Origin of the sequence: Streptomyces sp. NPDC005728 (genome assembly GCF_040630895.1) — a bacterium.
GTDB lineage: Bacteria > Actinomycetota > Actinomycetes > Streptomycetales > Streptomycetaceae > Streptomyces.
The window spans coordinates 30,301-43,903 of sequence record NZ_JBEXYL010000056.1 but is presented as its reverse complement, the minus strand read 5'-3'; the positions used below and the strand labels follow the sequence as shown (position 1 = coordinate 43,903).

Genomic DNA, 13,603 nt, shown 5'->3' with positions numbered 1-13,603 from the left:
GGTCACCTCGGCCAGGCCATCACACGACACGCGTGATGGCCTGCTGCCCTACGGCTCAACGGCTCGACTGCTGCGCCGCCACGATCGACTTCACGGTCTGGTCGGCACCGGCCAGCCGTTGCACCCGCTCGGCGAAGCCGGGGAACTGCGAAGCGATCTTGGTGAGGAACTTCAGCTCCACGGGCGCCACATTGATCTCGGCGACATCGCGCTCGATCGCCCGCGTCACGCCCTTGACGACCCGCTCCGGCGCGACGGTACGCACGCCGCCGGGCGTCGGCGAACCGGTGTTCGCGAACATGCCCAACTCGCGCACGAAGCCCGGCTGGACGATCGAGACGCCGACGCCTGTGCCGTGCAGATCCTGGCGGAAGGCCAGCGAGAAGCCGCGCAGCCCGAACTTCGTGGCGGTGTACAGCGACGACGACTTGGTGGCCGCCATCCCCGACAGCGACCCGACGAAGCAGATGTGCCCGCGCCCGGCACCCACCATGGCGGGAGCGAGCAGCCGCGCGAGCATCGCGGGCGCGCGCAGGTTCACCGCGAGCGCGCGATCGATCTGGGCCGGGGTGTAGTCGAGCACGTCGCCGCTGGAGGGCAGCGCCGCATTCGCGAGCAGGATGTCCGTACCGGCCGCTTCCTGGGCGAGGCGCTGCACATCGTCGGCGTCGCCGAGGTCGGCCAGGATCGTGCGCGCACCGTAGCGGTCGGCGAGGGGTTCCAGCGCCTCGCGTCGCCGTCCGGTGAGAACGAGTTTCGCACCGCGCGCGGACATCTCGGCAGCGAGCGCGCCGCCGATCCCGCCCGTGACTCCGGTCAGCAGAACAGTTGCCCCAGCAATGTGCACGGCCATCCTCCAGTCCTGTTCGTTCGAACGAACAATAGGGAGGGCGAGGGGTCCTGTCCACCTGGGCTTCGGACTCCGTGCCGAGTCCGAGCGGCCGAGCGCTGATGGAAGAATGAACGGCATGCCGAACGCCGCCCTCCCCGCCTCGACCTCGACGCGCCAGCGCATCATCACGGCCGTCCTCCAGATCATCGGCGAGGACGGGGTCGCCGCGGTCACCAACCGGCGGATCGCCAGGGAAGCCGGCGTGTCACTGGGCTCGGTCACGTACCACTTCGAGACCCAGCACGACCTGTTGCGGGAAAGCCTGCTGTACTTCGTGCGCGAGGAGGCGCGGTACTTCACCGAACTGGCCGACCAGTGCCAGACGGAGGACATCGACGTCGAGGACGCGGCGTCCCTGGCCGGTCAGGTAGCGTGCGGCACGGCACTCGACAGCGCCCATCTCGCACCCTTCGAGCTGTACCTGCACGCCGGGCGCGACGAGCGGCTGCGAGAGGCGGCGGCGGAGGCGTTCAGGGCCTACGACCGGCTCGCCGCCCAGATCCTCACAGCGCTGGGCGTGCCGGACGCGGAACGCCTTGCGGCCACCACGGTTGCCCTGGTGATGGGTCTGCAACTGCGCCGACTGGCCACCGGCAGCCCCGCGGAGGACCTGGTCGACGCCCTCCTGCTGCTCGCGCGAGGGGCGGGTGGCGACCACCGGTCGCCCTGAGAGCGACGGGAGGCCCGCATCCCTGGGCCCCACCGGCACGCCCTGTTCCGAAGGCGATCGGTGTCACCGGTCGCCGATCAGAATGTGCCGCCGGGCCCATGCGCTGGTGGAGTCGGCGATGGCCCGAGGTTCGTCCTCGTCACTGACCCCCCTTCCGTCGACGCACTCGCCAACAGGTCGGCGTGCCCGCAGTGACGGGCGTACTCCTCGATCCTGTACCCCGTCAGTTGCCGACCCGTGATCCCCTCTTACCCCGGACGCTCGCTCAGATCCGGGTGCTCGGCCAGTGCGGCGTGGGCCGCGGCCTGCTCGCGCTCCGGAGCGGAGCACGCAGCGTCGACCTCGGACCGCTCGGCGACAGCTCCGTCGAAGTCCGCGTCACGCTCGCGGTACAGCTTCGGCAGCGGATCACCGTCGCTGAACCAGTTGCGCCAGTCCCGGTCCACCTCGGCGAGGTGCCGAAGCAGGCCGAGCAGCGGCCGGCTGACTCCCCCGATCGGCTGCGCTCGGCGCGAATGTGGTCTCAAGGGCGTGCACGGTGAATGCATGAACACTGCCTTGTGCATCGCCTGTGCGACAGGGGCCGGAACCGCCGCATCCGCCGCGGCCGTTCGCCCGCCCCCCACGTCGTTCGCCTGTGCCGCTGACGGATAGGCGGCGACAACTCCTGGCCGACCCGCCGAGGCGGATGCGGCTCGTGGCGTCGTCGTCCCCACCAGCCGTAGATCGGGAGAGACGTCATGACAGGTGCGCCGGACAGGCGTCGAGCGGCCACGTTACGAGCGACCAGCCTCCTTCTCCTGGCCTTCACGGCAGTGGCCGCGGCGCTGCTGCAGCCGAAACCCGCTGTCGCGCACCGCGCGGCAGTCACAGGAGGCACAGAAGCACACTCCAGTGGGCACATGCCGATGCCCCACGGGTTGCGGCGCGAGGTCGTTCCCATAGCGGCGACGGAGCCCGCCGCTCCCACGCTGGCGCGTGACGGCTGGAGCGCCACCGCCACCGCCGGGGCGACCGACGCGAGCGGCCACCGCGCCCGGAAACCTCTGCCGCACAGCATCACCATCGACATGCACCACACCGCCGTCGTCTCGGGCGTGGTCTACCAACCGCGTCAGGACGGCAGCCCCAACGGCCGGATCGGCGAATACACCATCTCCCTGAGCGACGACGGCATGGCATGGGGAAAGCCCGTGGCCACGGGAACCCTGGCCGACGACGCGACCACCAAGACGCTGCGGTTCGCCTCCGCCCGTGCCCGCTACGTGCGGTTGACCGCCACCTCCGAGGCCGGCGACCGCGGACCGTGGACCTCGGCAGCGGAGATCAACCTGCTCGGGGACCCGGGCGCGCCCGTATCCGGTGTCGACCTGCCACGCGACGGATGGACCGCCACCGCCAGCAGCGAAGAGGCCCAAGCGAAGGACGACCGCGCCCAGAAGGCCCTGGACGGCGACTCCGGCACCATGTGGCACACCAAGTGGTCCGGTGCTGCCCCACCCCTGCCGCACAGCATCACCATCGACATGCACCACACCGCCGTCGTCTCGGGCCTCACCTACGAGCCACGTCTGGACGACAGCGCCAACGGTCGGATAGGCCAGTACTCGATCACGACCAGCCTGGACGGCGCCACCTTCGGGCAACCGGTGGCGACCGGGGCCTGGAAGGACGACGACACCGTCAAGGGCGCAACGTTCAGCCAACCCGTCAGTACCCGCTACGTCCGTCTGACCGCCACCACCGAGGCCGGCGGGAGGGGGCCCTGGTCCTCGGCCGCCGAACTGCGCCTGAGCGGCCCGGCCAACCCCGCTGAACACGGTAGGTGGAGCCCGGTGATCGGCTTCCCACTGGTGCCGGCGGCCACCGCTGTACTGCCCGACAACAAACTCCTGGCCTGGTCCGCCTACGCCCCCGACCGCTACACCGGGGGCAGTGGCTACACCCAGACCGCGATCATGGACCTGACCACCGGCAAGGTCACCCAGCGCCGCGTCGACAACACCAAGCACGACATGTTCTGTCCCGGTGTCGTGATCCTCGCCGACGGCCGTGTGCTGGTGACCGGCGGCAGCAATGCCGAGCGCGCCAGCATCTACGATCCCGCCACCGACGAGTGGACCTCCACCAGCGACATGAACATCGCACGCGGCTACCAGGCCATGACACTGCTCCCCAACGGGGACGCGTTCGTCATCGGCGGTTCGTGGGGCCGCGACAACGCCGCGAACAAGGGCGGCGAGGTCTGGTCGGCCGCCACCGGCACATGGCGCACACTGCCCGGCGTACCGGTCACCCCCATCTTGACCGCCGACCCGGCAGGCCCCTTCCGGGCGGACAACCACGCATGGCTGTACGCCACGTCGGACGGACGTGTCCTGCAGCTCGGCCCCAGCAAGCAGCTCAACTGGATATCCACCGACGGGGACGGCAGCATCACCCCGGCCGGCACCCGCGCCGACAGCGTCGACGCGATGAACGGCAACGCCGTTGCCTACGACGTGGACAAGCTCCTCACCCTGGGCGGCGCCTCCGCATACGAGAACGCGATCGCCACCAACCGCGCCTACACCGTCGACGTGAACGGACATGGCGGCAACCCTGTCAGCGCCCGCACCGGCGACATGGCCTACGCCCGCTCCTTCGTCAACAGCGTCGTCATGCCCGACGGAAAGGTCGCGGTCTTCGGCGGGCAGTCCTATGCCAAGCCCTTCAGCGACGGCCACTCCGCCCTGGCCCCCGAGATCTGGGACCCAGCGACCGGAGACTTCACACCCATGGCAACCATGGCCGTCCCCCGCAACTACCACAGCGTCGCCAATCTGCTCCCCGACGGGCGCATCTTCACCGGAGGAGGCGGCCTGTGCGGCGACTGCGACACCAACCACGCCGACGGAGCGATCTTCACCCCGCCCTACCTGCTCAACCCCGACGGCACCGAAAAGCCCCGCCCCCACTTCATCGGCGACATGCCCGCCAAGGTCACGCACGGGCAGCACCTGAAGGTGAGGACCGACGTGCCTCCCGGCACATTCGCTCTGGTCCGAGCCGGAGCGTCGACCCACTCCGTGGACAACGACCAACGCCGAATACCTCTGACGCCCCACAAGACCGGAGCCGACAGTTACGAACTCGACATCCCGGCCGACCCAGGCGTGGCGCTCCCCGGGACGTACCTGCTCTTCGCGCTCGACGAACAGGGTGTTCCCAGCAAAGCCGCCATCCTCGTCATCGACTCCGCCGGCACTCGCTGAAACACCTCTGCCTACGCGTGAGTGTTCGCGAGCGGCATCTCTCACCTGGCGGCGAAACGGCCCACGCGCAGACCGTCGACGACCTCCACCCTGGTCTCCTCCACCGACTGGGCGGTCGAGTCGATGACGTGCCCCTCGAGCGGACCCAGGTTCTCGAACGCTCCGTAGAGACCGACGATCGGCTCGACGTCCTTGAGCTGCCTGTCTTCGCGCTGTGAGGCCCGTGAGAGGGTCACCTCCAGGCTGGGGCGCAGGACGACGTACGACAGGTCCAGTTCACGTTTTCCGCATGCGGCGCGGAAGGCGTCGAGGAGCCAGGGGCCGAGGATGCCGTCCAGAACGACGTCGTACCCGCCGTCCGCGTACGCGCATGCCGCATCGATCATGACTTTCTGGACGACCTCGTTCTGGCGCCGGGCTTCCGGCAGATAGGGCAGGACGAAGCCCGAGCGGATCCACGTGTAAAGGCTGTCGGTGTGCAAGTGGACGGTGGGTCGTCCGGCACTCGAGGCGAGCGCGTCGGCAACCGTGGATTTTCCGGACCCGGGCGGTCCGCCGAGGAGTGTGAGACAGCCCGGTCGTGCGCTGACGACAACATCTCGGGTCGACAATTCAGGGCTCCGCATTCCCTTGAAGGGCAGGTGACAACGGCGGAGCGTAGCCAGGGGAAAGGGAGGAAATCCAAGCGGCGGAGCAAAGAAATTGCGTCAAGCGCGCGCGACATGAAATCCGTCACGGCCGAGATGCGTCAGGTCGGGGTGCGTTCGCGGCCCGCCGTCTCTGCTGGGCGGACTCCCCGCCACGCTTCAGTTGAACGCGTTCAAAATTCCTGCCACGATATGTCTCGCCATGCGGAGGCGGAACGAGAGGACCACGGTCATGACGAGCTCACTTCTCATGCCGCGAGGCCGTGTTCGGGCGGGCGCGGCCGGCGGGGGGCCGGCTGCGGGGAGCACGGCTCCGACGCAGATCCTCGACTGGCGGCATCCGTACGTTGCCTCGTTGCTCCAACGGATCGGCATGACGGTGCGCTCGGGGGACACCGCGGATCCCGCCCACCGGACAGCGGTCCTGCGTAAGGCCCACCGGTGGATCGCCGCAACCGTGCGGCCGGTGTACTCGGTGCAGGACGAGCGCCCCGTGTCGGAGGTGCTGCGGCGCGGCCGGGGCTCGTGCAGCCAGCGCCTGGCCGTACTGGAGTCCGTCGCGCGGGCATCCGGGGTGGCCACGAGGGTGCGTGGCCTGCTGGTGGACGGGCAGTTCTGGTATCCGCGTTTCCCTCGGCTGCATCGGATGATCCCGCACCAAGTGGTGCTCGCATGGCCGGAGTTCCGCCTCGAGGGCCTGTCGCCGACCGACCACCCCACCGCACCCTGGTTGACGGTCTCGGAACTCTTCGGAGGCCTGGACGAGTTGAGTGAAGGTCACGGCGGCGGCTTCACCAACGCCGGCGCGGAGACGCTCTTCGAGGCGTTGTCGAGGACGGCGATCGACTGGGACGGTGCGACGGTCTGCCCGGCCGCCGGCGCCGCCGCGTGCGATCTCTCGGCCCATGTCCTGGCGGACCTCGGCCACTTCGACTCGCGCGACGAACTCTTCGCCCGGCACGGCCAGACCCTGTGCGGGATGGCGAGGCTGCTGGCCGAGCCCGTCCTGGGCCGTCGCTCGGCGGGTGCCTGACCAGGTTCGGTCGATCGGTTCGGGGCCGGACGGCGAGGGCGGTCGCGGTGACGGCGTCGAGGAAGGCGGCAGTCCCTGCACGGGCCGGGCCTGCCCGGACGATGGGCGCCCATGCTGATCCGCTGCGCGATGAGCAAGCGCTTAGTAAGATGGGTGGCGGGCAGACCGAGTGACATGGAGGGACAGTCGTATGGCGATGTCGGAAGCCGAGGCGTTCTACGAGCGGGAGGCCGGCGGCCGGTTCCTCCCCACTGCCTACACCCGGGGGCCCTGGGACGCCGCTTCCCAGCACGCGGGTCCGCCGGCCGCGCTGCTCGGGCTGGCCGTCGAGCAGCGGCCGGGCGGACGGCCGGACATGCGGGTCGCCCGGCTCACGTACGAGATCATGCGGCCTGTCCCGATACGGCCGCTGACCGTGGCCACCCGCGTGCTGCGTGCCGGGCGTACGGTCGAGCTGGTGGAGGTGGGTCTGACACCCGACGGTGGCGAGGAAGTGATGCGGGCGACGGCTCTGCTGATGAAGACGGCGCCGGACTCGGTACCGGAGGTGTCGCCGGGCCGACAGGTGCTCGGACCTGCGACCGTACCGTCGAAAGGGTTCTTCCCGGTCCCCTGGGACCAGGGCTACCACACCGCCATGGACATACGCTTCGCCGCCGGTTCGTTCCTCGAGTCAGGCCCGGCCACGGCGTGGATGCGCATGAGGATCCCCCTGGTCGCCGGCGAGGAGATCACGCCGCTCAGCCGGGTGCTGACGGCTGCCGACTCGGGCAACGGCGTCAGCTCCGAGCTGGATTTCCACCGTTACGTCTTCATCAACGCCGACCTCACCGTCAGCCTGCACCGCCACCCCGAGGGCGAGTGGGTCTGCCTGGACGCGCGGACGATGGTGGACGGCGCGGGCATCGGCCTCGCCGAGTCCGCCCTGCACGACGAGAAGGGCCCGCTCGGCCGCAGTACCCAGACCCTGTACGTGGCGGCGCGCGGCTGAGGCAGCAGCCACGACCGACCCACGCGCGGTCTGCCGGACACCTTCAGTGAGGCCAGGGTGCCGCCGCGTTCCGCACCAGCTCATCGGGCGGGCGAAGGGGAGTCGTCGCAGACCAGGCCCGAGTGGCAGGCGTCCCGGTAGGAGGACTCGTAGACGCGTTCACCAGCGGCCTTCGCGCCCGTCATGACCCCGCAGATCGCCACGGCCATCACGAGCTGACTGACGGCGACCGCACGGACCCGGCGTACTCCGGCCACGACAGCACAGACCACGGCGGCTACCGGCACGAGCGCAGCCTTCTGCAGGTAGGGGCCCGGCGGGTCGCCGTAGTGCTGCGGGTCCCACGACCAGTAGGACCCGGCCCAGGACAGCCAGACCAGCGTAAGGGCTGCCAGCTCGACGGCGGCCAAGGCCGCGGCCACGCCCCGACCCGTACGTTCGGCTTCTGCATTCACCCGAGGACTGTCACCCCGGCAGGCGCGCGGTGTCATGAGTACCCGTACTCAGGCGGACCGTCGGTCGGCCGGGAACGGGATGCCGCACCGATTTCTCAGTGACCGGTAGCGGAACGTATCAGCTCGGTCGCCTGGCGGCCGACGATCTCCCACGCGGCGGCGGGGAGTTCACCCAGCCCCGTCCTCTGCAGTGCGCGCAGCGTGTCGTCGGGGTCGGCGCCGGTGTCGTACAGGGTGCTCCCGCCGATCACGTCGTAGCCGTCGCGTACGGCGACCTGGAGACGGTTCTGTTCGCCGTCGTCGGTGTGCACGGCCGAGGCGACGGCGAGCGGGGGCCTGCCGCCGGGTTCGGCCGGCAGTTTGCGGTAGGCGCTGGCGACGGGCTCACGCCAGTGGATGCTCAGCAGGAGCGGCCGCTTGGCCACCACCTCGGCCAGATCGGTCTCCTGGACGCCCTCGGGTCCCAGCACCGACGCACGTGCTTCCAGGACGAGGGCCGCCGGCAGCAGACAGCGCAGCGTGCTGCCGACGAGGTTGCCGCCGACCGTCGCCGTCCGGCGTACGGCGCCGGTCCCCACCGTGGCGGCGGCCAGGCGCAGCACGTCCGGTACCCGGTCGTCGATCCGGTTCAGTACCACCGCGGCGCCGAGCGTCCCGCGCTCGACGACATTGGCCTCCGGAAGGCTGCGCAACGACATCGCCTGGGCGGGGAAGCCGTCGCGTTGCCACTCGGCCCACAGCAGGGTGGCTCCGCCGATCGGCACGGCTCCCTCGGTAAGGCACTCCTGTGCCTCGGACACGGACGTGGGCAGTCGCAACAGCATCAACGCCGACCCGCTTTCTTGGGAGGGGAGTTGGGCGACAGGGGGCGGCGAACCGGCCACCCCGTCGACGGGCATGGCGCATTCTTGTCGCATGGAGAGGGGCGCATCCAGGGCTCACACGAGCATGGCGGGAGCCCCCCTCAAGCCCCCGCAGACCGGGGGCTGTCCCTCTGCAGCCGGCCGTGCCAACTAAGCTCCCGCGCATGAGTGGAGCGGGTGCCGACAACGGCGGTAGACGGGTTGTCGACGGGCGGTTCGAGCTGGAAGCACGGCTCGGCGGTGGCGGGATGGGCATGGTCTGGCGGGCGCGGGACCTCGTGCTGCAGCGGAGCGTGGCGGTCAAGGAGGTCCGGCCGCCCGATCCCGGTCTCGCCGAGTACGACCCGGAGGCCGCGCGGATGCTGCGGGAGCGGGTCCTGCGGGAAGCGCAGGCGCTGGCCCGCATCGATCACCCCAATGTGGTGACCATCCACCATGTGGTCGACGAAGGTCCGGGAAGCTACCCCTGGATCGTCATGGAACTCGTCACCGGCGGCTCCCTGGCCGACCGGCTCGCGCGCGGGCCGATGGACCCGGGCGACGCGGCGCGCATCGGACGTGAGGTGCTGGCCGCGCTGTGCGCCGCGCACGCGGCCGGGATCCAGCACCGCGACGTGAAGCCGGCCAACGTCCTGCTGCGTCCCGACGGCCGTCCGGTGCTGACGGACTTCGGGATTGCGGCGATCCGTGAGGCGACCACGCTCACGGCCACGGGATCGGTCATCGGCACACCCGACTACATGGCGCCGGAACGCGTCTCCGGCCACGACGGCGGTCCCGCCTCCGACCTGTGGTCGCTGGCGATGATGCTCTACGCGGCGGTGGAGGGCCACCACCCGCTGCGCCGGGGCACGACCCTCGCGACGCTGGCCGCTGTGCTCAGCGACGAGATCCCGCCGCCGGTCAAGGCCGGTCCGCTGCGGGACGTCCTGACGCGCGTCCTCGTCCGGGACCCGGCGGCCCGCCCCGACGCCCAGGAGCTGGAGCGGATGCTGGACGGCGTTGCCCGCGGGGCCGAGACGCCCAGCTCGTACCAGCTGCCGCCACCGCCGGTGCCGCAGACTCCGGGGCCCGCAGCCGCGTCCACGGGGTTCGGCCCCGCGCCCTCGATGCCCGCGGGGCCGTACGGCACACCGCCCGCCCCGACGACGTTCCCGGGGCCGCAGGACGCGCGTCCCGCATCCCGCACCGTCCCCGTGCGGCCGGGCCGTGGCCGACGCCGGGCGCTGATCGTCCTGCCGGTGGCGGGAGTGGCGCTCGCCGGGGTTCTCGTCTGGACGCTGCTGCCGGACGGGGGCTCGGGCACCTCCGGATCCTCCGGACACGGCCGTTCCACCGCCAAGCCGCCGTCGACCGGTGGCTCGGCCGCCACCGACGTCACGCCCTCGGCGAAGGGTCCGACCGGCAGGACGAACCTGCTGACTCCGGACGGCGTCCGCACCGCGATCAGCGCGTTCAAGGAAAAGACCGGCCGCAGCCGCTTCGCATCGCTCACGGTGTACCCGGGATACGTCTCAGCCGACCTGATGGTGAAGGGCAGTGCCACCAACTACGACTCGTACACCTATCGGCCCGGCGAGGAGATCGAGAAGGGGATCATCAGTGGTTCGCTGACAGGCGGGAAGACGTCGGTCGGCCTGGACGACTTCGACTGGGACAAGATCCCGTCCCTGCTGGCCGAAGGCCAGCGGAAGCTGAACGTCGACGATGTGGACTCCCGCTACCTGCTGTTGAACCTGCCGGACACCACCTTCGACAGCCCCGTGGGGATGTCCGTCTACCTCAGCAATTCCCACGGCCAGAGCGGCTACCTCCAGGCGAACCCGCAGGGCAAGGTCCTCAAGGTCATGCCGTACGGCGGCTGACGGGCCGCATCGCCTCCGGCGCGCTCGGCGGTCGGAGGCGATGCGGACCCGGGGTCAGTCGAGGACGAGGGGATCGGGCAGGGAGGCCGAGCGGTGCATGCGCAGGAGGGTGTGGACGACTCCTGAGAGTCCCGACATGAGGCTCGGGGAGAACGCCTCGCGGGCCAGGCCGCCGACCGGACCGCGCTGTTCGAGGCCCGTGAGGATCTCACCGTCCAGCGCGGAGGTGTCGCCGGAGTCCATCAGCGTGAGGAACTGCCAGAGGCCGAGGTCGCCGTGGCACAGCGTGTGGCTCCAGCCGAACCCCTCGGCCGCACAGGCCCGTGCGGCGCGCCGCGCCATGTCGAGCCGGGCCGGATCGCCGGTGCGCTCGTGCAGGTCGAGCATGCCGAGACCGATCCCGGCGCTGCCGTGACACCAACTGGTGAAGAAGTCCTCCTCGGCGCCGATGCGGACGTCGAGCCAGTTGCCGTGTCCGGGCTGCCAGAGGGACTCCTGGAAGGCGAAGGCGCGCTCGGCGAGACGGTTCCAGTCGCGCCGTTCGGCCGCGGAGCCGGCGTCGCTCAGGGCGAGCCGGGTCAGCGCCCAGCCGATGCCGGTGGCGCCGTGCGCGAAGCCGCCGATGCCCTCCGGGTTGAGCCGGGTCGGCCAGCGGACACCGTCCGCGTCGACCGTGCCCAGCCAGGCCAGCCTGCGGCCGATGTGCGCGGCGGCGGCCAGCCAGCGGTCCTGCCCGGTCGCCCGGGCCAGGTTGAGCAGCGGGACCACTCCACCGGCGGCCCCGTTGAGGAGATCGACCTCGACGTCGTCCTCGATCAGCGGGCCCTCCAGCAATACCGCCCTCTCGGCGGCCCGCTCCAGCAACCGGTCCTCACCGAGCACCCGGTGCAACGCCAGCCACGTCCACACCTGCGACGCGGCACCGCTGAACGCCCCCGGTGACGGAGTCGGCGTCCGGTCCTCGGTACTGATCAGCACGCGCAGCGCGCCCTCCAGCGTCCCGGCGACGCCGGACACCTCGTCCGCCCGCCCGGCCCGGACCTCGGCCTGGTACTCCGCCAGCGTCAGGACGACCCCGCCCTGACCGGTGTAGAGGTCGGCGGGCAGCACCCGGATGGACCACCCGGCGGGAGTGAAGACCGGGCTGATCCAGGTGACCGTCCCGTCCTCGCCGCGCACCGCCCCGTTGCACAGCCGCCGCACCATCTGCGCGGCCAGCGCCCGGCGGCGCCGCTCCCGGTCGCGGGCGTGCGGGTCGCTGGCGGCGGCCTGCACCCGCGCCGGCAGCGAACGCTCGTTCAGGTACGCGCCCACCAGCGCGTCCTGGATCACCGACTCCTCCAGCGCGAGGTCCGTGGTGCGCCAGTCCTCGACCGTGTTCCGTACGACGGCCGCGTCCACCGTGAAACCGGACATCGGCACGTCGCCGGCCAGCAGGTCCGTGATCTCGCCGTCGATGGCCGCGCGGTCCGTCGGCGCACCGGGCAGCACCTCGGCGTTGCGCCGCAGGATGTCCCGGGCCCGCTCGACGGCCGCCGCCTCGTCGTGCAAGGAGGCCGGGTGCCACAGCATCCGGCCGATGTCGACGTACGCCTGCGTCGGCCGCAGGATCCGCCGTGCCTGCGCGCCTTCGAAGCGGCCCAGCAACCGGTACGGGTCCACGTCGGGGCGGCGCAGGTGCGCGGTCATCTCGCGGAAGCCGGCCAGGATCCGGTCCCAGTACGTGCTCAGCACCGGGGTGCGGCTGGGGTGGTTGCCGGCCGTGGGCATCGCCACCAGGTCCACCTGGAAGCGGGCCGCCGCGGTGCCACCGTCCGCGATCACCGGGTTCGGGATCAGCGGCTGCTGGCCCGGCAGCGCGCCGACTCCGGAGATGTCCACTCCGCCGAGCTGGAAGCCGGTGCCCCGCACGGGCAGCAGACCGGTGCGCAGCACCGTACGGCGGATGGCGGCGGCCGCCACGTCCACCGCGTCGCCCCGGCCGCTGGGCGGGAAGGGTGCGGGGCAGTCGAAGAGCGTCTCGGCGTCCACGATCACCGGCACCGGGCCCGCGGCGATCATGTTCTCGGCGTGCATGTCGGTGCCGCCCGTGAAGCGGAGAACGGCCAGCCAGTGCCCCACGTTGCGGTAGAACGAGGCGAGTTCGAGGTCGCTCGCGCAGTACCGGTGGTGGACGAACTCGGCCCAGCCGTAGCCCTCGCGCGCCAGCGTCCGCGGCACCCGGATCCGTTCTTCCGGTGCCGGGGCACCGGGGAAGTCCGAGAACAGTTCGTCCAGCAGCGCTCCCAGAGCCACGTCCGCCTCGGACGGCCGGGGCTTGTACATGACGCTTCCGCCGTCGCAGTCGACCCGGCTGACCGTCAGGCCGCCCCGGTGACTGTCGCCCGCCCCGAACGTCACGGCACGTATCCGCCCTGCGGGTCCCCCGAGCAGCGGACGCAGAAGTTCCCGGTCCGCGGCGAGCCGTTCCGCGCAACCGGCCGTGGCCGCCACCGACATCCGCGCCACCCCAGCGACCCGGGGGCCGACACTCGGATACCGGGCGGCCAGCTTGTCGAGATAGCCCTCCTCACCGGCCTGCTCGACGAACGCGGCCCAGGTTCTCGTGTCCGCCGCGCTCTCCGTCTCCGGACCGGCGCCCCCTGCCATGCGCAGCGCATGCAGTTCGAGGAGGAACAGGCGGGAGAGCTTGGCGTGCAACGACGTGTGCAGAGCGGTGTGTCCGGCCTCCAGCAGTACCTCCCGTTCCTCCCGGCCCAGGGCGGTCACGGCCGCAAGGCGCCGGGCCAGGTCCGCCCGCCAAGGACGGGCGATGTTTCGTACGGGCCGGCCGAACCACTCCGTCTCCTCTCCGCCGTCCGATGCCGATCCGCTCACCATCCGCCCTCCCTGTTCCGCCGCACGTTCCGAGGCCTGCCGGGTGCCGTCACAGG

At 71.1% G+C, this 13,603-nt stretch carries 10 protein-coding genes and 1 pseudogene; 5 read left to right on the top strand and 6 right to left on the bottom strand.

All coding sequences use genetic code 11. The annotated features are described in order from the left end of the window. Nucleotides 1-55 precede the first annotated feature (55 nt). Nucleotides 56-847, bottom strand: coding sequence for an SDR family NAD(P)-dependent oxidoreductase (locus ABZ471_RS30745; RefSeq protein WP_359070960.1), 792 nt, complete (start codon nucleotides 845-847; stop codon nucleotides 56-58). A 121-nt stretch (nucleotides 848-968) separates the two neighbouring features. Here ABZ471_RS30745 and ABZ471_RS30740 point away from each other — a divergent pair, with 121 nt between their 5' ends. Then, a complete protein-coding gene (locus tag ABZ471_RS30740; RefSeq protein ID WP_359070928.1) occupies nucleotides 969-1,562 on the top strand; it encodes a TetR family transcriptional regulator in 594 nt (197 codons plus the stop codon). A gap of 150 nt (nucleotides 1,563-1,712) precedes the next feature. On the opposite strand, the pseudogene ABZ471_RS30735 reads toward ABZ471_RS30740, so the two are convergent. Then, nucleotides 1,713-2,077: pseudogene (locus ABZ471_RS30735) on the bottom strand (DUF664 domain-containing protein); the annotation flags it as partial. 387 nt (nucleotides 2,078-2,464) lie between these two features. On the opposite strand from ABZ471_RS30735, the gene ABZ471_RS30730 reads away from it, so the two are divergent. Further along, the gene (locus ABZ471_RS30730) at nucleotides 2,465-4,816 is read left to right on the top strand and encodes a discoidin domain-containing protein (RefSeq protein WP_359070927.1); all 2,352 of its coding nucleotides are present in this window, start codon (nucleotides 2,465-2,467) and stop codon (nucleotides 4,814-4,816) included. Nucleotides 4,817-4,857: 41 nt separating this feature from the next. Here the strand turns inward: ABZ471_RS30730 and ABZ471_RS30725 are convergent, their stop codons facing one another. Then, nucleotides 4,858-5,442: an AAA family ATPase gene (locus tag ABZ471_RS30725; protein WP_359070925.1), complete on the bottom strand. Its 585-nt coding sequence runs from the start codon at nucleotides 5,440-5,442 to the stop codon at nucleotides 4,858-4,860. Between the two features lie 253 nt (nucleotides 5,443-5,695). Here ABZ471_RS30725 and ABZ471_RS30720 point away from each other — a divergent pair, with 253 nt between their 5' ends. Further along, entirely contained in the window at nucleotides 5,696-6,496 is an 801-nt protein-coding gene (locus ABZ471_RS30720; protein WP_359070924.1) for a transglutaminase domain-containing protein, read from the top strand. Nucleotides 6,497-6,686: 190 nt separating this feature from the next. Then, nucleotides 6,687-7,487: a thioesterase family protein gene (locus ABZ471_RS30715; protein ID WP_359070923.1), complete on the top strand. Its 801-nt coding sequence runs from the start codon at nucleotides 6,687-6,689 to the stop codon at nucleotides 7,485-7,487. An 80-nt stretch (nucleotides 7,488-7,567) separates the two neighbouring features. Here the strand turns inward: ABZ471_RS30715 and ABZ471_RS30710 are convergent, their stop codons facing one another. Both ABZ471_RS30710 and ABZ471_RS30705 read right to left on the bottom strand, forming a co-directional pair. Beyond that, nucleotides 7,568-7,909, bottom strand: a complete 342-nt coding sequence (locus ABZ471_RS30710) for a DUF6234 family protein (protein WP_359070922.1) — start codon at nucleotides 7,907-7,909, stop codon at nucleotides 7,568-7,570. A gap of 128 nt (nucleotides 7,910-8,037) precedes the next feature. Next, nucleotides 8,038-8,766, bottom strand: coding sequence for an FAD binding domain-containing protein (locus ABZ471_RS30705; RefSeq protein ID WP_359070959.1), 729 nt, complete (start codon nucleotides 8,764-8,766; stop codon nucleotides 8,038-8,040). A 203-nt stretch (nucleotides 8,767-8,969) separates the two neighbouring features. On the opposite strand from ABZ471_RS30705, the gene ABZ471_RS30700 reads away from it, so the two are divergent. Continuing rightward, on the top strand, nucleotides 8,970-10,670 hold the full coding sequence (locus ABZ471_RS30700; protein ID WP_359070921.1) for a serine/threonine-protein kinase: 1,701 nt from the start codon (nucleotides 8,970-8,972) through the stop codon (nucleotides 10,668-10,670). A 54-nt stretch (nucleotides 10,671-10,724) separates the two neighbouring features. On the opposite strand, the gene ABZ471_RS30695 is transcribed toward ABZ471_RS30700, so the two are convergent. Then, the gene (locus tag ABZ471_RS30695) at nucleotides 10,725-13,550 is read right to left on the bottom strand and encodes a type 2 lanthipeptide synthetase LanM family protein (protein WP_359070919.1); all 2,826 of its coding nucleotides are present in this window, start codon (nucleotides 13,548-13,550) and stop codon (nucleotides 10,725-10,727) included. Nucleotides 13,551-13,603 lie beyond the last annotated feature (53 nt).